The sequence below is a fragment of the Bradyrhizobium sp. AZCC 2262 genome (assembly GCF_036924535.1).
Taxonomy (GTDB): Bacteria; Pseudomonadota; Alphaproteobacteria; order Rhizobiales; family Xanthobacteraceae; genus Bradyrhizobium.
In genome coordinates this window covers 5,679,125-5,697,998 of the sequence record NZ_JAZHRT010000001.1, presented here as the reverse complement: position 1 = coordinate 5,697,998, position 18,874 = coordinate 5,679,125, and the positions used below count along the sequence as shown (strand labels likewise).

Here is an 18,874-nt window from a genome sequence, read left to right as displayed (position 1 = left end):
GCAAACACAGGTATGTTCAAGGGACGAATGACGATGGCTTCGGCATGGATCTAGAGAAACGCGTTACGGTCGTAACGAGATTCCCGGCGCTGAAATCGCGCCGTAACAAAGCCAGTGCACCTCCTCTTCTCATGGAAAGAAAAAGGTGGGAGATGGCACAGATCTGTCTGGCGCGACGTCGGCTCGCCAGTCGCATAGCGGCTTGGAACGCGACAATCTTCGAGAGCATCACCGACAGCGTCCTCGTCATCGATCATGGCCAGCTCATCAATCCGCGATCGAAACGAAAAATTGTACCCAATATCGTGAGGCTATTGCGGAACAGCGCCCGACCTCCTTCGAGGGCTGCAGCGGAGCGTGCATCGCGTGAATTCGAAAGGCGCGCTCACCGAGGGTGCACCGGCGAACTGCTCCGCACGCATGGCGTCATTTACTACCTTGAAACGCAGAGGCCCAAGAGCTGGCCGCCTCCAGATTTCTAATCTTTGGTAAGATGAGAAGTGGCCCTATTATCACGCCTATTCGTGCTCGTGGCGGTTGCGCTTCTGCCAGCGATCGCGATTCAATCGTACAATGAATTCGACCTGCGCCGCTCGCGCCAAATGGAAGTGCAGGACCAAGCGCTTGGCCTCGCCAAGCTCGCCGCCGCAGAGCAGCAACAGATCGTCCAGGGAATTCGTCAGGTCCTGATTGCGCTTTCGGAACTCCCGGCGATCAAAGCGAGGGACACCCAAGCATGCAGCGCATATCTTTCCACGATCAATCAGCGCTATCCGGCGTTCCTCACCTTTGTCGTCGTTGACATGAATGGCCAATCCTTTTGCGCCACCAACGGCAAGACAACGAGCGTCGCCGGGCGGGCCTACTTCGCCAACGCCGTGAGAACCGGCGAATTCACAGTCGGAGAGTTCTCGATCGGCCGATTGACCGGCCGCAAGGTTATTCAATTTGCCTTGCCGTTTTACGGTGACGATGCCCGCATGGGCGGCGTCATCATAGCGCCTCTCAGCTTAGGTTGGCTCGCCGACTACATCGCTCGGATGGGTGTTCCGCAGGGCGGCGCGCTCGCCATTACAGACCGCGACGGCACATACCTTGCACACTACCCTGATAACGGCCAGTTCGTCGGCCGGAAGATGCCGGCTGTCAAACATTTGCGCGTGGACCATCCGGGCACGACTGCCGCGCTCGACCTCGATGGCGTGGAGCGGATCGTCGGTTACTCAGCCCTGCAGGCTGAGTCCGGAGGGCTTCTTGTCAGCTTTGGCCTCGACAAGACGCAAGCATTCAGGGGGATCCAATGTCGTACGCGCCGCGGCATCCTTCTCATCGTCCTGAGCACGTCGCTGGTGCTGATGCTGACACGGTTGGGCGCCCGCCGGTTCATCCACCAGCCGCTCGGCCAATTGGTCGACGCCGCCAACCAATGGCGGCTTGGAGACTATGCGCGCCGTGTGAACATCCTGGATAAACAGTCTGAAATCGCCCGGGTCGCCGACGCATTCAACACCATGGCCGACGCGCTCGCGGACCGCGAGCGCGAGCTGTACCACGCCAAGGAGAAGGCCGAGGAAGCGGCGGCTCGGATCACGACGATCTTTGAGAGTACGACCGACTGCGTCCTCATCGTCGATCCAGACTGGCGCATCAATTATCTCAACGAGCGGGGCCAAGGCGCAGCTTTCTGAAGAACGCGACCTCATCGGTATGAACCTCTGGGAGGCCTTTCTAGACGCTATCGACACGGACATCTCGATCCAATTTCGCGAGGCCATGTCGGAACAGCGCTTGGCCTCCTTCGAAAAGTTCTGCCCGCGCCGGGTTATCTGGTACGCGATCAATGCGTTCCCATCCGGCCAAGGCCTCGCGGTCTTTTTCCGAGATATCACCGAGCACAAGCACGCGGTGGAAACGCGCCGCCTGATCGAGGAGCAACTTCATCAGAGCCAGAAGATGGAGGCCGTCGGCCAACTCACCAGTGGCGTGGCCCACGACTTCAACAATTTGCTCATGGTGATCTCCGGAAACCTCGAGCTCATCGAGGACCGTGCAGCGGATAGCGACAGCGTCCGGCAGCTCGCGGCAGCCGCACGACAGGCTGCCGACCGGGGTGCAAAGTTGACGGCACAGCTTCTCGCCTTTTCTCGCCGACAGAGACTGAACCCAAAAGCGGTCTATGCAGACCAGCTCGTTCGGGACTTCCAGGGGCTCATCCGCCGAGCGGTCGGAGAAGGGTGCGAGGTCAAACTGGTTGCCGATGATCGATTGTGGCCGTGCCATGTCGACTCGGCACAGCTGGAGGCCGCACTCCTCAACCTAACCCTGAATGGGGGCGACGCCATGCCGGACGGCGGTACGCTCAAGATCGAGGTGCGAAACGTGACCCTGGGCGAAGACGCCATCGCCGGCGTTGCGTGCGGATCATACGTCAGGCTCTCCGTCAAAGACACCGGCTGCGGGATGGCCCCCGAAACTCTGGATCGGGTCTTTGAGCCCTTCTTCACCACAAAGGAGGTCGGCAGGGGGACCGGACTCGGTCTGAGCATGGTCTATGGATTCGTCCGACAATCTGCCGGCCATGTCGCCATCGAGAGCGCGGTCGGAGTGGGGACCACGGTCAGTCTGTACCTGCCCAAATCCACCCAAACGCCCGATGCGGAGGCGGAAGTCGTCCAAATGCAGGCCCTACCAGCAGGCTCGGGGCTGATCCTCGTGGTCGAGGATGACGACGATGTCCTGAAAGTCACGTCGGCGATGCTGACTGAGCTTGGCTATCAAATTCTCTGTGCCCGCAATGGTACCGACGCAATCCAGATGCTCAAGAGTGGCAAGGGATTTGATCTCCTGTTCAGCGACGTCTCGATGCCGCAGGGAATGAGCGGCGTTGAACTTGCGCGCGAAGCGAAGCGGCTGGGCAACGGCATCAAGGTCCTGCTCACCTCGGGCAATGCGGGAGATGTGTTGGCGCAACACGGGGCGGTGGACGAGTTTCCAATCATCAGCAAGCCTTTCCGACGAGCAGACCTAGCGCGATGTCTGGGGTTGGTAATGCGCGAGGCGTGACGTCACTCCTGGCTGGGGTCGTCTTGGTTTGACGCGACTAAGCTGCTCGGCGCTAGCGTGACCGGTGCTACTTATTTGATGGGTGCTGGCGACGCGGTGTGTTGCCCTGCGCGTCGCCTCCGTGAGGAGGCGCCGGTCAGAACCGCTCGACCGGAAGGGCAAACAAGTAGCCGACGCCACGCTCGGTCTGAATGACGCCCGGCGCGCGTGGATCGATTTCCAGTTTGCGACGAAGCCGCAGCACCTGGACGTCAATGCTGCGATCAAATATATCCTCGTTCATGCGAGTCGCTTGCAGCAGGGTCTCGCGGCTGAGAGGTCGCTGTGGAGCATTGAGGAAGGCGACCAGAAGGGCGTATTCGCCCTTCGTCAGCGGGACTGGAGCGCCGTTCGGATCGGTAAGGCGCCGAGTTCGACCATCGAGCTGCCAGCCGCCGAAGCGCCAGCGGGCTGGCGCCGCATTTCGCTGAGGTTCGAGGCGCGCCGAGTCCCGCCTCCGCAACACTGCCCGTACTCGCGCCAACAGTTCCCGGAGGCTGAACGGCTTGATAACGTAATCATCGGCGCCAAGCTCAAGCCCGAGGACCTGGTCGGCCTCGTCGCGATGATGGCCGGTGGTGATGATGACAGGGACGCTGGAGCGCGACCTGATCTCGCGCAAGAGGTCGAGCCCGTTCTCCCGGCCGAGCTTCAGATCGAGGATCACCAGGCTAGGTTCTCTCTGGGCGAAATGACGGACCATCTCGTGCCGTCCGGACGCCGAAAGACAGCGTATGTTGTGTCCATCGAAATAGTTGACGACCATACGCCTGATGTCGGGATCGTCTTCGACTACGAGGATGCAAACCAGCTGACTGCCTCCGTCGTTCATATTCTCAACGCCCTGGACGCCGATCCGTGGCAGTCCTCACTGCTGTCTCGAGTGAATCAGGGCAGTCGCCGCGGCCACGGTGAGGCCGCGTCGCATCGTCGGCACCCTCGTCAATCTTCAGCCGATAGGCTTTGAAATTGCGCTGCTCCGCTTGCTTGTCGTTCAGCGCGCCCGCGCTGTGCGGCGCGGCGGTCGGCCCGAACTCGGTCGTCGGGTGGAACATGTCGGTCCCGCTCAAGGATGCGCTCCCTGCAGTGTTGAGGCCGACGGCTGCTGCTCGCCGAGGAAGCTCAAGAGCGCGTTGTTGAATGTGATAGGATCCTGCAGAAATGCGAAATGGCTGACATTGGCGAGAATCAAGAGACGCGCGCCTGGAATCGTTGCGGCGATATGCTCGGTGTGCTCCCGCTTGATTCCTTCGTCGTGTTCGCCGTCCACCACCCATACCGGTGTTCGAATCTCCCGGAGCTGCGTGTCGGTCCAGTTCGGCTCGTGTTCCCACATCCTGCCGATCTGATCGCGGAATGTGGTGTATTGCTCAGGCGTTGCCGAGAGCTGCGCATATTCCCGATTGGCGCGCGCTACAAACGCGGCGAAGGTAGGATTCTTCTCAAAGTCGTCCTTGAGCCCGGAGACCGAGGTATTGCCGCCGAATGCGAACACGCGGCTCACCCGCTCGGGATGACGCATGGCCAGATCGAGGCCGATGATGGCCCCGTCGCTCCAGCCGAGGATGGCCGCTTTGTCGATTTTCAGTGTGTCGAGTAGCGCGACGACGTCGTCAGCCATCAGGTCGTAGCCAAACGGCCTCTGGTCCCGCGTGCTGCGCCCGTGACCACGGCTGTCCACCAGGATCACACGGTAGGCCTGCGCGAGGGCGCGAGCCTGGTTGCCGAAATAGTCGGAGTTGGCAAGTCCCCCGTGCAGCAACACGACGGGAGGACCAACGCCGATCTCGGCATAGAAGAGTCTGATACCGTTCACGTCCGCGAAGCCGGCGCTACCGCCAGAGACCGCAGCCGGTGTTGGCGGCAGCGTCTGCCACAGTTCGTCCGCGGCAGCGGGTCGGAGCGGCGTCGCAGCCACGAGCAGGAAAACCAGCAGGCTGAATCGTGTCATCATCTTCTTCAATGGTGAGCTCACATTTTTGTCCCCGTAGAAGGCCGATTTGTCACCGTGAGAGGCCGAGGCGGGACAGGCTGGCGAACCCGTGCAGACGTTTGCAGGACGACAGTGGTTGCCTTTGTGACATGCTATTATGACGGCTTTTTCGGCGCTGAACCCGCGGATCTCAACAGGTCGGTGTTGATTGGCAGAGTGCGGATGCGTTTGCCCGTAGCGGCGAAGATCGCGTTCGTCACCGCTTGGGCGACAGCGGCGGTCGCAGTCTCACCGATTCCGCCGGGGGCCTCGGTGCTCTTGACCAGATGCATCTCGATCTCCGGCACCTCATCGATCCGCATTGGCCGATAGGTGTCGAAATTGCCTTGTTCCACGCGTCCATTCTTCAGGGTGATTGCACCGTGCAGGGCGGCGGTCAGGCCGAAGATCGACCCGCCTTGCATCTGGGCCGCGATCGTGTCCGGATTGACCACGAGGCCGCAATCGACAGCGCAGACGATGCGATGAACCCTGACTGAGCCGTCGACCGCGACTTCAACCTCCGCCACTTGCGAGAGGTAGGTGCCGAATGCGAACTGAACCGAGACGCCGCGACCGCGCCGCGCCGGTAAAGGCTGTCCCCAGCCCGCCTTTTCCGTCGCCAACGTCAGAACGGCCAGCGCACGCGGATTGTGCCCCAGCAGCGCCTTACGATAAGCGACCGGATCCTGCTTCGCCGCCGCCGCCAACTCGTCGATGAAGCTTTCGACGACGAAGACGTTATGAGTGGTGCCGACACCGCGCCAAAAGGCGGTCGGAATGCCCGGCGGCTCGACCCGGACATAGTCGACATGGATATTCGGCAAGGCGTAGGGCGGTTCCGCCGCTCCCTCCACCGCATCGGGATCGAGACCATTTCGGAAGAGAGGAGGAGTATAGCGGGCCATGACGGAGGAGCCAGAGATACGGTGGGTCCACGCCACCGGCTTGCCGTCCGCGTCGAGCCCGGCCGATATCCGGTCGTAGTAATAAGGTCGGTACATGTCGTGCTGGATGTCCTCCTCACGACTCCAGACGACCTTCACCGGCCCATCCACCTGTTGCGCGATCTTAACGGCGCGAACGCTGCCGTCCACGTCCAGCCGTCGGCCGAAGCCGCCGCCGAGCAGGTGGTTGTGGATCTCGACCGCATCCTTCGGCAGGCCGGTTATCTCTGCGACTGCGGCCTGGGTCAGGGTCGGCGCCTGCGTGCCGACCCACAGGTCGCAGCGATCCTTTTGGACGTGAACGGTGCAGTTCATCGGCTCCATCGCGGCATGAGCCAGGAACGGCACCTGATAGACGGCGTCGATCCGCTGCGCCGCCCCGGCGAGCGCATTTTGAGCGTCGCCGTCATTGCGCGCCATTGCGCCGGGTTTCTTCGACGCCTCCTCTAGCTGGCGGATGATATCGGCACTGTTGACCGCCGCATGTGGGCCGTCGTCCCATTGGATGGCGGCCGCCTCCAGCCCTTTCTTGGCCGCGCCCATGTGATCGGCGACCACGGCAACGGCATTGTCGATCCGGACAACCCGACGCACGCCTCTGATGGCGCGCATTGCTGCCTCGTCCACCGATTTCGGCTTGCCGCCGAAGACGGGCGAGATGGCGATCGCCGCGATCTTCATTCCGGGCACCTTGCTGTCGATGCCGAATTCCGCGCGCCCATTGACCTTGTCCGGTGTGTCTAACCGCTTGGCCGGAGTGCCGATCAGGGTAAAGTCCTTCGGCTTCTTCAGCTGTACACTGCCGGGTGACAGCACCGGCAGGGCGGCAGCGGCGTCGACCAATTCACCGTAGCCCAGGCGACGAGAGCCGGCGGAGACCATGCCATGTCTCGCGCGGCAATTGGCGGGGTCGACGCCCCATCGCTTGGCTGCAGCCGCAATCAACAGTGTGCGACCAACCGCGCCGGCATGGCGCAATGGAATCCAAAAGGCCCGGATCGATGCCGAAAGGCCGGTCGTCTGAACGTGGAGAAGCGAATTCGCATACAGCGCATCGTCGGGCGGAGCGTGCTCAAGGCGGACCTGATCGAGACCGACCTCCAGCTCCTCAGCCAGCAGCATGGCGAGCGAAGTATAGGTGCCCTGGCCCATCTCGACCATTGGCATCACCAGCGTTACCGCGCCTTGGCGGTCGATGCGCACGAATGCGTTAGGGGCGAAGCCGTGCGACGTCTCGGCCGCAGCCCAGGCGGGGCGGAGCCCGTGCGGCACGACAACGTTGACGGTAAGGCCGCCTCCGAGAGCGGCCCCGGCTTTCAGGAAGCTGCGGCGATCGAGCGGTTGTGTCAGTAAATGGTCAAGCATGATTGATCCTCCGTTAGATCGCTGCGCTACGGATCGCGGCGCGGATGCGCTGATACGTGCCGCAGCGGCAGACGTTGCCCGACATCGCATCGTTGATGTCGGAATCCGAGGGGTGCGGATTACCAGCGATGAGCGCCGACGCGGACATGATCTGGCCGGACTGGCAATAGCCACATTGGACGACCTCGTTAGCGAGCCATGCCTTTTGGATCTTGGCGCCGGCAGTCGTCGCGCCGACGGCTTCAATGGTCGTGATCTCCGAGGTGCCGAGACTTTCGATCGTGGTGATACAGGAGCGGATCGCGGCGCCATCCAGATGGACGGTGCAGGCGCCGCAGAGCGCCTTGCCGCATCCGAACTTCGTGCCGGTCATGCCGAGTACATCGCGTAGTACCCAGAGCAGCGGCGTGTCGCCATCGACATCCACGCTGTGCGAGGTTCCGTTGACTTTGATAGTGTAGGCCATGATCACCTCGAGGCTGATTAGAAGGGTAGTTGGTAAGAAAGGAGTATATACGCGTAAATAGGCGCGTCGGCACCATTGTCAAGAAAACGGCAGTCTCCGGTCCCGAGTAGTCGGAACCGGTCGGCGATGGCGACGGTCTGCTCTTCACGCGGAGAAGATCGTGCTGTCGGCAGGCGGAGTTCAGGGCTGTTACCGGATGTCAGACGGCTTCAGTTGACACCCGCGTATATGCGCCTATATACGGCAAACATTTGTCAATCGATTGAGGAACTACGATGCCGGTCGATGCCGCACAGTCTTTTGATGTGTGCAACTGCCTCGCCGTTCGTTCGGCGGCCAGGCATATAACGCAATTTTATGATCAAGTATTGGCGTCGACGGGCTTGCGCACGACGCAATTCACGATCCTTGCGAATCTGCAGGAAAAGGGACCTTCGACAATCAATGTGCTGGCAGAGGATATTGTAATGGATCGCACGACGCTCGGACGCAACATTCTTCCGTTGGAGCGAGACGGTCTGATCAGAATCGAATCATCTGCAAACGATCGGCGCTCCAAGGAGCTTCACTTGACCAAGGCAGGAGAGAAGCGCCTACAGGCAGCGGCCAAGAAATGGTCCATAGCCCAGGCTCAATTCGAAGGTACGTTCGGCCGGAAGCGCTCGGCGGACTTGCGCGCAATGTTGCAAGCTGCCGTTGCGACTGACTTTGAGGCGCCAAGTGCTCGCCGAATTGCTTGGCCCATAAGATAATCGTCTGTGCCAAAGAGTGCTTACGCCGAACGCGCGTGTCGTTCGACGACTATTGTCTTGAAACATGAGTAGCATGCCTGACCTCGACTGCGGCGGTGAGGGGTGGCAAGGGACTCGACAAAGGTGTGAGGCGCCCCCTGCAAAATGGCCCGGCCCTGCTACCGCCCCCATCTTCCAGCAAGCGAGGCATACGGGTGGTTAATCCGACAGCTGCGCAGCGATTTTGTCCAACGCCGAAGATTTCAAACGTTCAAGGTCCCGTTCGCCGGTCGCAGCTTGTCCAAGTATGAATTCGGCAATTTCAAGTGCGGACGTTGAGGTCGACTTCAAAAATAGATGATCAGTCAGCACCTCGTCCAGTACACGCCGCAAAACTGCAAGGGTCGGTGGATCATAGACTGGTTTCGAATGTAGCATGGTTAGCCTCCACAGCTTCCATTTAGGCGGCGGCGTTGACACGTCTATGTCGAAAGACGTTAGATAAAGCTGATCTTTGCTACGAATGTAATGACAGCACTCCCCAACACGACTGCGGTATCGAATTCACTTTTTCACAGCGAGCAAACGGGGGAAGGCGTGCGGTTTCGAAACGCCTAGCGAGCTCGCGCAGGGGCGTAAGAGCGGGGGATGGCACCCCAAAGAAAACTATCGGCCGATTAGTGTGCCCCGGAATACGATTACCCGGGTCCGGCCTGGCGCCCACTCGGAATTTCGTGACATGGCCCGGGACGATTACTCGTTGAGCGGATAAAGCCTTCAGCGTTTGATCGGTTTAGTTGGCGACAAACCGGTCATCCTGTGATGCTTGTCGGAGAGTTGAACTGAATCAGCTCGCTAGGCATTACAACGGTAACGATTTCGCACCGCTCCGAAATCGAGATGTAACCGCGACCGTCCAGCTTCTTCTCTGCTTGAGCCAATTAGCCGGACTGCTCTCTAGATTAGGTGCTCGTGGCTGGGTTTTTTCGGCTATCAGAGCCACAGGATCACATGAAAAATCTCATTGCTTTGGCTCCCTTGACGGGAAATCTTAACGCGCTACTAGCGATTGGACGCATCTTGATCGCCGAGGGTATCTACCTCGGTGAGTTTGGACCGATGAAGGCGGCAGGCAAACCCTTGGAGTTATCCGTCTTCCACCTCTTCAGCGCGGCGTCTCGCGTTATAGCGGGGCTCCCGTGCCGCGTTTGGGACTAGCGGTTTGCCCGCCTCGCAGGTGGAGAAGGCACTGGCGGCGCGCTGGGACGGATCGACTCGGGCGGATGTCGCTCACACCCGCGGCTTTTTTCATGCAAGTCCCGCAACGCAACGAGATCCTCGTCGCAACTCCGAACGAAGTGAGTATGCTCGAAAGGAAAAGTTCGCGCACGCGCGGTCGACGAATCTAATGGGCCTTGCCCGTCAAGACGCGCCTCGGCGTGGAGGAGAGTAATGCCGGGGTCTTTCAAGGTTTTCCATCCGCGTTCGCTCGTAGATATTGTGGACGCAATCTGGGATTGGGACGTTGCCGATGGCGCCGCGGCAAGGGCGCTTACAATTAAGCATCCGCCAGGCACCGCGATACTTTTGATCGCGCAATACAGAGTGCCGTTGCGTTCGGACTGGCGATTCGGTTCCAGGAGCCACAGCCGCAGCGAGTACCAACTCTTCGCGACCCAAGGTCAGACTGGTGTTGTCAGCACGCACCCCAGGGGTCCGCTCGGAGTCATCATTGCTTGCCTGAAACCGGAGGTGGCCGTCCGCATGCTCGGCGCACCCCTGCAAGAGTTTGCGGACACTAAGATCGAGCTCGGTAGTCTATTTAACGTCGGCGAAGTGATCTTGCTGGAAGAGATGCTGGCGGAGGCTAGGGACAGCGCTGAGAGGGTGGCGTACGTCGAAAGCTTTCTACTGGGTCACATGCGCCACATCCGGCCAGAGTCCGCAGCATCCCGTGCCGCATTGCTCTTGCGGCGCTATCCCGCCTTACCTGTGTGGCGGCTCGCCTCGAAACTTGACATCAGCCAGCGGCACCTACAGCGCCACTTTCAGGGCACGTTTGGGACAAGCCCGAAGCAGTTTGCACGCATCGCCCGCATCGAAAAGGTTCTGGAGGCGAGGCGAGACGGACGGGCCTGGGTGGATACTGCTTACGCCTGCGGCTTCACCGATCAGGCACATATGATCAATGAGTTCAATCGTATAATCGGCCAGCCGCCGGAGGACTTCTTTCGTACGGCGCCGGCCGAGGAAGTTCACACGGTAAACGCAAACTTCCGCGTAACTTATGCAATCTCTCGTGCTGCAAACTCCCTTTCACCAAGTCGCGCATGAAGCAAAAAGGCCATTACTTCGAGGTGTGCGGGTGAGTTGGGGGGAGCGGTCGCGGAAAAATTGAGGCGCAACAACCATGAATGCCTTCGTCAAATGTGACGCTATCGACGCTGAACCGACGATTTGACCGATCCGAACCCCAAGTCCAAAACCTCCTCAACTAAATCGCTGATCCCGTGGCGTCCGCCGTGCCGCGCTGCTTCCAAGGGCGATGCGGCGATCTCACGGTCATCCATTGCGCCTATAGAGGCGATGATATCCCTTTCGAACATGTGCTCCTAAAGAAGCGCTGACGGCGAAGTCACGACGACGTGAGCGACTTGTCCAGAAACGCCAATTGGCCCCGCTCCAGTAAGAGCAACATGTGTTTCGCAAATGGCAGCGGGTGCCATTGGAGGGACTGGAATGGTGATTGCTTCTCTACGCAAAAACGAACCGCGCGACAAACTGCCTACGAGTGTCGCGTCGAATTGGTGGAGCGTGAACAAGCCTAGACGCTCAAGCGCAGAACTAGGCGAGCCCAAACCGATGACTGACGGCCCCGGTGGATGGAGGTACTCTTGCGGAAACTTGGATCTCAATCGAGATAGCCCCCGCATGAGCGATGAGGCCCGCAAAAGGGGCGGGGGCCACGTCGTTATTGTTGACGATGATCCGGCGATGCGCCGAATGGTGGCCCGCTACTTCGAAGAACACAATGTGCCTGTGAGCGCGGTGTCTAACCGAGCGAGTTTGAATCATCATCTGGAGGCGATGAATCCCTGCTTGATCCTCCTCGATCTCCGCTTGGGACAGGATGACGGACTGGATCTCCTGAGCGAAATACGGGCGCATTCGGATGTTCCAATCATCATCATGACGGGCCACCGTCTCGACGAAGTCGATCGTGTCGTCGGCCTCGAGCTCGGTGCTGACGATTACATCGTCAAACCTTTCAGTCTAAGGGAATTACTCGCTCGCGTCCGAGCTGTGTTGCGGCGGCAGGAAATGGGACGCGTCGCGCGAGTTCGCGATAGCGAACGAGGCGGGTACACATTTGGCGGGTGGCAGGTTGAACGTCGCGCACGAAGACTGGTCGATCCCAACGGCGCTCCAGTGTCGCTCACTAAGGGCGAGTATACCTTGTTGCTTGCCTTTCTTAAAGCACCTCAGCGTCCGCTTACGCGGGAGCAATTGCTGCAAGCTACCCGAACTCACGAGGACGTCTTCGATCGAAGCATCGATGTTCAAGTCCTACGGCTACGGCGCAAATTGAAGGCCGATCCAGGTGCACCAAGCGTCATCCTGACCGAACGAGGTATCGGCTATGTTTTTGCAGTAACAGTAGAATCGTTTTGACAGATTACGCGTACATGTTTCAGCGAACTGTCGTGCACAACGATCGTAACTGATTTTCCCACCCCGGCGACCACTGCCACTCGCATCTCTTAGCAAAGGGCTCCCTCTTGAATCAAATACTCGTCTTCGATGTCGGGTCTTCGGTACTGAAGGCTGTGCTTTTCGACCAGTCCGGCGCCGTCACAGGATCGGCATCGGCTCCGATAACGACTCGAACGAAAACCGATCGTTCCGTCGAGCAGAGTGTCGATGACTGGTGGCAGGCCGTGCTCACCGCTTCGGCGAAGCTGCCTTCGCGTGACAATGTGACGGCAGTCGTTTTGACCGGCTCAATGCAAAATCTGATCGCCTTGTCAAACGACGGCACTGCGGCCGGACCCGCGATCCTCTATTCCGACCGTCGGCTCGGTGGCGATGAGGTGGAAATGATGCGGGCCCGGCTTCCGGCTGATTATGCCGAGCGCACCGGAAATAGGCTGGATCCGGCTCACCCAATCCTGAAGATAATACGGCTCGAACGATATTCACTGACCGGGCGAACTGTCGCCCGTTACCTGTTCGGCGCCAAGGATGCGGTAATCCATCGCATGACCGGGCAAGCGGTGATCGACCCGACAACAGCGACGACCACAGGCCTCTTCAATATCCGGAAATATGACTGGGACACAGAACTTTTGGCCGCAACGGGCGTCACGCTGGATCGTTTGCCGCGCGTTGTGCCAGCCGATGCTGTCGTCGGGCCGTTGCTCGGCGCCCCGGCCGCCGCGCTTGGGTTGCGGCCGGGTGTTCCGGTCTTCAACGGTGCAGGCGACGGTGCGGCGGCGACTTGGGGTGCGCTGGCCGAATGTCCCCAATCTGCCTATGTTTATATAGGCACGACCGGTTGGGTTGCGGCGACCATGACCCTGTCGGAAGCCAATCCGCCACGCGACATCTATACGTTGGCGGACCCTATCCATCGCGACCGGGCAATTCTGATCTCGCCGTTCCTGAATGCGGGCTCGGCGCTGGATTGGCTTTCGGAGGTCACGTCAGTCACCGTCGAAACTCTGCTTGACAATGCCGAGCGTGAGCGGCCCGGGCCGCTGTTCCTGCCCTATCTGTCCGGTGAGCGCGCGCCCTTCCAGGACCAAGCCGTGCGCGGTGCCTTTCTTGGCCTGGACCGCCAACACCGATCGGGCGCGCTCTGCCGGGCAGTACTGGAGGGCATCGCCTTCGCGGTCCGCCACAATCTGGAGACAGCCTGTCTGCCCGCCGTGCCGCTGACGGTCATCGGTGGCGGCGCGCGCAGTCCGCTCTTGCGGCAAATCCTTGCCGATAGTCTCGGGCAGACGACGCACTGGCCTCTCGCCAGCCAGGAAATACCGGCGCTTGGCGTCTACCGCATGGTCGCGGCGAAACTCGGCTTCTCACCGGTGGAGCGGCATCATGGTTCGGAAACTGTCGACCCCAGATCGGAGGAGGCCGAATCCACCCAGCGCCGCTACGAGTCCTATCTGGAGGCCTCGTGCTTCTCTCGAACCCTGTCGCCGTCGCTCGCACTGCGTGGCTCCGCAGACCCGGAGGCTTCTCAACTTTGGAGGAAGGAATAACGAGGGCAATTTCACAGCTGACCACCGTTGCGGTCGCGTTGTTCGCCACAACGGCTTACGCCGCTGATGTGGCGGTACTCACACCCTATATCAGTTGGTCGCCACTAACGAAGTGGTCGACACCTTCAAGGTGAGTGCCGAAGCCAAGGGCTGGTCGATCAATGTCGTCGATACGCGGGGCGACTTCCAGCAGCTTGCCGGCCGTGTCGAAGATGTCACCAACGCCGGCGTCAAGGCTATCGTGCTGGTAAGCGTCGATCCGATCCAGACTGCCGACCAAGTGGCCGCAGCTGCCAAAAAAGAAAATCCCGGTGTTTCTCGCTTGACGGCTTTAGCATGGTCTGGGGCATGGTCTGGCTCCCTTTTCGGGAGCTGAGTTTTCTGGATCTCGATCACGGGACGATTTCGCAAGCGGGGATTTTGTCTGCAGATGAAACGGAATTGCTTCTTGCGGGAACCGCACTCGTCCGTCGGTTTTGCCGGGCAGCGGCTATTCCAGCGCCACTTCAGTCTGCGCGTCAACGCATAATGTTTCCGTTGATCGGGCAGGGGGGGTATCGGGCGGGCCGGACTAATCGCGCTCTGCTATCCGAGGTCAGCCGGGGACCTAGAAATCTCCTCGGCGAATGCACCGACCCTCGGTCGTGCGAATACATCGTGCCTGGTCCCGGTTCGATTGTTTGGCCAGGGCCAGGACCCGCTACATCCGTTCCGATCCCATATCAGGTCGATGGGTTGATTTAAGTACCTTCACACAGGGACGAGAGTAGAGATTCTCGACGTGCATTCTGCTTCCGTCTCGCACCTTCGCAAAGCCGTCACGCGTTGCAACCGTAACTCATTCGCGCCGCTCTGAAGTCGAGCCGTAACCGTGGTCTCTCAACCTCCCTCTGCTCGGGCCAACTTGCCGGAATCCTCACCGGCGAGTGGCCGTCTCCTCGACCATCAGAGCTGCAGGTTCACATGAAAATTCTCATTGTTTCGACCCCCGCGACGGGTCATCTCAATCCGCTGCTTGCGATCGGCCATCTGCTGATCGCCGAAGGCCACGAGATCGCCTTCCTGTCGGGCAGCGTTCTGCGCGACCGCATCGAAGGCATCGGTGCAAGATTCCACGCTTTTCCCGCCGACGCGGACTTCGATCTGCGCGACTTCGACACGGTGGCCCCCGAACTGAAAACCACACCGCCGGGGCCGGAATGGCTGCGCATCGGCATGGAGCGGGTGTTCGTCGACTCCGTCCCCGCGCAGCACCAGGGCATGCAGCAGGTTCTGCAAACCTTCCCGGCCGACGCCGTCATCGGCGACGATATGTTATTCGGCGTGTTGCCGATGTTGCTCGGGCCGCGCTCGAAACGGCCCCCCATCTTGCTGTGCGGCACGTCGATCCTGCACTGCTGCCGCGACGACGGCGCGCCAAATTTCGTCGGTCTGCCGCCCGCCACGACGCAAGCGCAGCGCGAGGAGTACGCGGCGATCTATCAGGAACACGACAGGATGATTTATCAGCCGGTGGCCAATCGCCTGAACCGGACGCTGGAAAAGATGGGCATCGAACCGTTGTCAATGACGCTGCTCGATTCCGTCGTGTACCTTGCCGATACCTATCTGCAGCTGACGGTTCCAAGCTTCGAGTTTCCGCGCGACATTCCGCGCTCAGTGCATTTCGTCGGCACGCCTCCGATCATTCCAAATCAGGTGTCGCTGCCGTCTTGGGCCCGCGAGCTCGACGGCTCGCGCAAAATCGTCCTCGTCACGCAGGGAACGGCGGCCAATCATAATTTCGGCCTGCTAATCGCCCCGACGTTGCAGGCGCTAGCCGATGAGCCCGATCTGCTCGTGGTCGCGACCGCCGGCGGGCGCCCGATCGAAGCCATCCCCGGTCCCATTCCCGGCAATGCGCGCCTGGCGCAGTATCTGCCGTTCGAATGGATACTGCCCAAGGCCGACGTGTTTGTCACCAACGGCGGCTACGGCAGTGTGAACCAGGCCATGAGCTTCGGCGTTCCGCTGGTCACCGCCGGGTTGACCGAAGACAAGGCCGACGTCAACGCGCGTGTCGCCTGGTCCGGCGTCGGGATCGATCTTGCCACCAATGAACCGGCGCCACAGCCGCTGCGCGACGCCGTTCGGACCGTGCTCGACACACCGAATTATCGGTCGCGCGCGTCGCTGATGGCGGCTGAATTCGACGCGATGGAAACGCGATCCGAGATCGTTCGGATCGTCAGCGAGATCGCGCGTCCCGCAACTGAGTCTGGTTCGCGCCAAATAGAGATGGCGGTCAAGCGGAATCAGCGTGGAACCCGCCGCGCGCAGCGCCTCGCTCCGAACTCTCGCGCGTAACATCAAACGGCTTCGCGCGAAGGCGGCACAGCTACAACAGTCCGGGTAGCCCGCGTTGCCGCCTGCGCCGAAGGTCGAGCGGTCCACGCCAGTCGAACTGGGCCGGACGCGCCGGCCCGACATCCGGGTTAGAGGAAGGAAGCATGACCGGTCGACGCATCGAGTCCGCCATCGACTGGCAGGTTTACTCCGTTGACGAAGCTCGCGTCGTCACTCGCAAGGAACGCGATGACGCTCGCGACTTCTTCGGGCTGGGCGGCGCGACCGAGTGGGATGCGTTCGAGTTGCCGCCGTAGTAACTCAGGGAATCGCTCGAAGGTCGGCATATTCAACTCGGTGAAGGTGATGCTCGGACAGACAGCGTTGATTCTTATGCCTATCGGGCCAAATTCGGCGGCGAGGCTGCGCGTCAGATTACTCACCGCACCCTTTGCGGCATTGTAGAAGTTCAGTCCCCGATCACCACCGAGTCCGGACAGGGACGACACGTTTATGACTGTCCCCTTTGTCTCGATGAGATGAGGCAAAATGCTTCGCGTCATGTTGAAAACGCCACCGACATTGATTGCGAACACGCGATGCCATTCCTCGACCGGCAGATCCAAAAAGCCTCCGCGCGCACCGACCCCTGCATTGTTGACGAGAACGTCGATCCTGCCGAAGCGGCGGACGGTGTTGGCGGTCAGTTGCTCCACGTCTTTGACATCCGAGACGTCAGAGGCCTGGATCAGGTAACGGTCGCTCCCTAGGCTCTGCCCGACCTCCGCCAGTTTGGCCTTCCTTCGGCCGCTCAATACGACGGCGGCTCCCTCGGCGTGAAAACGACGTGCGGTCGCGGCACCAATACCTGTTCCGGCGCCCGTCACGACAACTATCTTGCCTTCGAACCTTGAGCTCATCACTGTCTAGCTCCGATCTATGTCCATCAACACTCTCAATAGCTCACTCGATCCAGCAAGAGGCAACCTCGCAATGGCTACGATTGTAACAGCCCAGCCTCTATAGCGCGCGCGGTGCCGCAAGCTTCGACGGGATTTGTGATGCCTGGAACACCACACAAGAAACAATCTTCATGGAGAAGCAGGATTCCATGACGCCTTGGTATGTGCTGCGCTCCTACCCTAGCGAACAACAATATTAGCATGAGCAAGGGCAAACTGGGCTTGACGGACTTCGTACTCCGCGGGGCGCATCTTGGCGACGCGATTGCGGAAGGTGAAGGTATAACTCGGCCATAGCGCGGAATTGCGTCCGGTCGCATCGAGATACCAGCTTTCGCAGCCGCCGTCCACACCGTGCCACGCATCTGACGATCGAACCACGACGTAAAGCGTTGCTGCGCGTCGGCACGTGGCTCGATAATGGCGCAGCTCTTCCGCTCCGCATAACGCATAACGCTCAATGCATGCTCAATCTGGGCCTCCAACATCAAAATGACGGAGGTGTGCGCTAGGCCGACATTGGGGCCGTTCACCAAGAACAGATTTGGGAAACCATGCACCGTGGTGCCGGCCAGGGCTATCGGACTTCCCGCCCAGGTTTGCGCCAGCGACTTGCCGCCGGTGCCGACAACGTGGTGGGCATAGGGAGGATCTTTGATCTGGAAACCGGTGCCGAAAATGATGACGTCTACCGGGCGTTCGACGCCGTCGCCTCCGATGACTCCCGTCGGCGTCACGCGCGCGGCGTCTGCGGTGATCAGATGCACATTCGGTTGCGTCAGCGCCGGATAGTAGTCATTCGAAAACAGGATGCGCTTACATCCCTGCGTGTAGTTCGGCGTCAGCTTCTTGCGCAGTTGAGGATCTTTGACGGCGCCATGCATGTGCTTGAGGGTGCCGCGCTGGCTGACGCGCATGACCAGGGGATGGCGAAACGCGAAAGCCAGCATTTCGTGCTGGATATAGAGTTTGGTGCGCTCCAGCCGCAGCCGCCAAGGATGTGTCCGGTATTCGTTTTGCGTTTCCCCGCTGATGGGGCCGTCGTGACGGGGCATCACCCAGGGCGCCGTCCGCTGAAAAATATACAGCTTCGCCACGCTGGGCTGGATCTTCGGAATGAACTGGACAGCCGAGGCGCCGGTGCCGACGACGGCAACAGTCTTGCCATTCAGATCGATATCTTGCGGCCAATTGGTCGAATGGAACGCTTGTCCCTGAAAGCTCTCAAGACCCTTCAAATCGGGAATCAAGGGATTGCTCAACGTGCCCATCGCGGTCAATACGAACCGGGCCCGGAAGTCACCCTGACTGGTGTCGATCAGCCACTCGCCGGCCGCCTCGTCCCAAGCCATGCGTCGGACGTTCGTCGAAAAGCGGATGTGCGGCAGCACGCCAGCCTCCCGCGCGCACTGCTTCAGGTAGGCATGGATCTCCGGTTGCGGCGAAAATTGCCGGCTCCAGTTCGGATTGGGAATAAAGGACAACGAATACAGATGCGATTCGACATCGCAGGCGCAGCCTGGATAGCGGTTGTCGCGCCAGACACCGCCAAGATCAGTTGCGCGTTCCAGCACGACGAAGTCGTCGTCACCAGACTGCTTCATCCGGAGCGTAGCGGCAATCCCGGCAAATCCGGAACCAACGATGGCGAGCTTCACGCGATGGCTCGGCTTGCAATCCTTTGGGGCGAGTGTCTGCAACATGTAGGATTCTCCAAAAAACGGCCGCCGTCGTAATCAA

The 18,874-nt window shown here is 60.2% G+C and carries 16 protein-coding genes; 8 read left to right on the top strand and 8 right to left on the bottom strand.

All coding sequences use genetic code 11. The annotated features are described in order from the left end of the window. Positions 1-500: 500 nt before the first annotated feature. Both V1283_RS26770 and V1283_RS26765 read left to right on the top strand, forming a co-directional pair. Positions 501-1,688: a cache domain-containing protein gene (locus V1283_RS26770; protein ID WP_334389559.1), complete on the top strand. Its 1,188-nt coding sequence runs from the start codon at positions 501-503 to the stop codon at positions 1,686-1,688. A gap of 19 nt (positions 1,689-1,707) precedes the next feature. Further along, positions 1,708-3,063, top strand: coding sequence for an ATP-binding protein (locus tag V1283_RS26765; RefSeq protein ID WP_334389558.1), 1,356 nt, complete (start codon positions 1,708-1,710; stop codon positions 3,061-3,063). A 136-nt stretch (positions 3,064-3,199) separates the two neighbouring features. On the opposite strand, the gene V1283_RS26760 is transcribed toward V1283_RS26765, so the two are convergent. From V1283_RS26760 to V1283_RS26740, 5 genes are all read right to left on the bottom strand, one after another. Next, a complete protein-coding gene (locus tag V1283_RS26760) occupies positions 3,200-3,934 on the bottom strand; it encodes a response regulator (protein ID WP_334389557.1) in 735 nt (244 codons plus the stop codon). Between the two features lie 4 nt (positions 3,935-3,938). Further along, the gene (locus tag V1283_RS26755; protein ID WP_334389556.1) at positions 3,939-4,172 is read right to left on the bottom strand and encodes a hypothetical protein; all 234 of its coding nucleotides are present in this window, start codon (positions 4,170-4,172) and stop codon (positions 3,939-3,941) included. Continuing rightward, the gene (locus V1283_RS26750) at positions 4,169-5,053 is read right to left on the bottom strand and encodes an alpha/beta fold hydrolase (protein WP_442895884.1); all 885 of its coding nucleotides are present in this window, start codon (positions 5,051-5,053) and stop codon (positions 4,169-4,171) included. The genes V1283_RS26755 and V1283_RS26750 overlap by 4 nt, the downstream gene beginning before the upstream one ends. A 137-nt stretch (positions 5,054-5,190) precedes the next feature. Continuing rightward, entirely contained in the window at positions 5,191-7,386 is a 2,196-nt protein-coding gene (locus V1283_RS26745) for a molybdopterin cofactor-binding domain-containing protein (RefSeq protein ID WP_442895784.1), read from the bottom strand. Positions 7,387-7,399: 13 nt separating this feature from the next. Next, the gene (locus V1283_RS26740; RefSeq protein WP_334389555.1) at positions 7,400-7,852 is read right to left on the bottom strand and encodes a (2Fe-2S)-binding protein; all 453 of its coding nucleotides are present in this window, start codon (positions 7,850-7,852) and stop codon (positions 7,400-7,402) included. Positions 7,853-8,127: 275 nt separating this feature from the next. Between V1283_RS26740 and V1283_RS26735 the strand changes: the two genes are divergently transcribed. Next, on the top strand, positions 8,128-8,604 hold the full coding sequence (locus V1283_RS26735; RefSeq protein WP_334389554.1) for a MarR family winged helix-turn-helix transcriptional regulator: 477 nt from the start codon (positions 8,128-8,130) through the stop codon (positions 8,602-8,604). A gap of 198 nt (positions 8,605-8,802) precedes the next feature. Here V1283_RS26735 and V1283_RS26730 read toward each other — a convergent pair whose 3' ends face one another. Continuing rightward, positions 8,803-9,021 (bottom strand): hypothetical protein, encoded by a 219-nt coding sequence (locus V1283_RS26730; RefSeq protein ID WP_334389553.1) that lies wholly within the window; start codon positions 9,019-9,021, stop codon positions 8,803-8,805. A gap of 1,014 nt (positions 9,022-10,035) precedes the next feature. Between V1283_RS26730 and V1283_RS26725 the strand changes: the two genes are divergently transcribed. The 5 genes from V1283_RS26725 to V1283_RS26705 all read left to right on the top strand — a co-directional run bounded on the left by V1283_RS26725 (position 10,036) and on the right by V1283_RS26705 (position 16,193). Beyond that, a complete protein-coding gene (locus tag V1283_RS26725; protein ID WP_334389552.1) occupies positions 10,036-10,917 on the top strand; it encodes an AraC family transcriptional regulator in 882 nt (293 codons plus the stop codon). Positions 10,918-11,514: 597 nt separating this feature from the next. Beyond that, complete coding sequence (locus V1283_RS26720; protein WP_334389551.1) at positions 11,515-12,255, top strand: response regulator; 741 nt, start codon at positions 11,515-11,517, stop codon at positions 12,253-12,255. A gap of 107 nt (positions 12,256-12,362) precedes the next feature. Beyond that, positions 12,363-13,847: a xylulokinase gene (locus V1283_RS26715; protein WP_334389550.1), complete on the top strand. Its 1,485-nt coding sequence runs from the start codon at positions 12,363-12,365 to the stop codon at positions 13,845-13,847. Between the two features lie 112 nt (positions 13,848-13,959). Beyond that, positions 13,960-14,223, top strand: a complete 264-nt coding sequence (locus V1283_RS26710; protein ID WP_334389549.1) for a hypothetical protein — start codon at positions 13,960-13,962, stop codon at positions 14,221-14,223. Positions 14,224-14,810: 587 nt separating this feature from the next. Continuing rightward, positions 14,811-16,193: a glycosyltransferase gene (locus V1283_RS26705; protein WP_334389548.1), complete on the top strand. Its 1,383-nt coding sequence runs from the start codon at positions 14,811-14,813 to the stop codon at positions 16,191-16,193. A 128-nt stretch (positions 16,194-16,321) separates the two neighbouring features. On the opposite strand, the gene V1283_RS26700 is transcribed toward V1283_RS26705, so the two are convergent. Together V1283_RS26700 and V1283_RS26695 are read right to left on the bottom strand one after the other, a co-directional pair. Continuing rightward, a complete protein-coding gene (locus tag V1283_RS26700; RefSeq protein WP_334389547.1) occupies positions 16,322-17,092 on the bottom strand; it encodes an SDR family NAD(P)-dependent oxidoreductase in 771 nt (256 codons plus the stop codon). A 77-nt stretch (positions 17,093-17,169) separates the two neighbouring features. Further along, a complete protein-coding gene (locus tag V1283_RS26695) occupies positions 17,170-18,837 on the bottom strand; it encodes a flavin-containing monooxygenase (protein ID WP_334389546.1) in 1,668 nt (555 codons plus the stop codon). Positions 18,838-18,874 lie beyond the last annotated feature (37 nt).

Excerpts from the sequence above, each read along its gene's own strand:
- V1283_RS26765 (WP_334389558.1), top strand. The coding sequence starts at position 1,708 with ATGAACCTCTGGGAGGCCTTTCTAGACGCTATCGACACGGACATCTCG.
- V1283_RS26760 (WP_334389557.1), bottom strand. The coding sequence starts at position 3,934 with ATGAACGACGGAGGCAGTCAGCTGGTTTGCATCCTCGTAGTCGAAGAC.
- V1283_RS26750 (WP_442895884.1), bottom strand. The coding sequence starts at position 5,053 with ATGACACGATTCAGCCTGCTGGTTTTCCTGCTCGTGGCTGCGACGCCG.
- V1283_RS26745 (WP_442895784.1), bottom strand. The coding sequence starts at position 7,386 with ATGCTTGACCATTTACTGACACAACCGCTCGATCGCCGCAGCTTCCTG.
- V1283_RS26740 (WP_334389555.1), bottom strand. The coding sequence starts at position 7,852 with ATGGCCTACACTATCAAAGTCAACGGAACCTCGCACAGCGTGGATGTC.
- V1283_RS26735 (WP_334389554.1), top strand. The coding sequence starts at position 8,128 with ATGCCGGTCGATGCCGCACAGTCTTTTGATGTGTGCAACTGCCTCGCC.
- V1283_RS26730 (WP_334389553.1), bottom strand. The coding sequence starts at position 9,021 with ATGCTACATTCGAAACCAGTCTATGATCCACCGACCCTTGCAGTTTTG.
- V1283_RS26725 (WP_334389552.1), top strand. The coding sequence starts at position 10,036 with ATGCCGGGGTCTTTCAAGGTTTTCCATCCGCGTTCGCTCGTAGATATT.
- V1283_RS26720 (WP_334389551.1), top strand. The coding sequence starts at position 11,515 with ATGAGCGATGAGGCCCGCAAAAGGGGCGGGGGCCACGTCGTTATTGTT.
- V1283_RS26705 (WP_334389548.1), top strand. The coding sequence starts at position 14,811 with ATGAAAATTCTCATTGTTTCGACCCCCGCGACGGGTCATCTCAATCCG.
- V1283_RS26700 (WP_334389547.1), bottom strand. The coding sequence starts at position 17,092 with ATGAGCTCAAGGTTCGAAGGCAAGATAGTTGTCGTGACGGGCGCCGGA.
- V1283_RS26695 (WP_334389546.1), bottom strand. The coding sequence starts at position 18,837 with ATGTTGCAGACACTCGCCCCAAAGGATTGCAAGCCGAGCCATCGCGTG.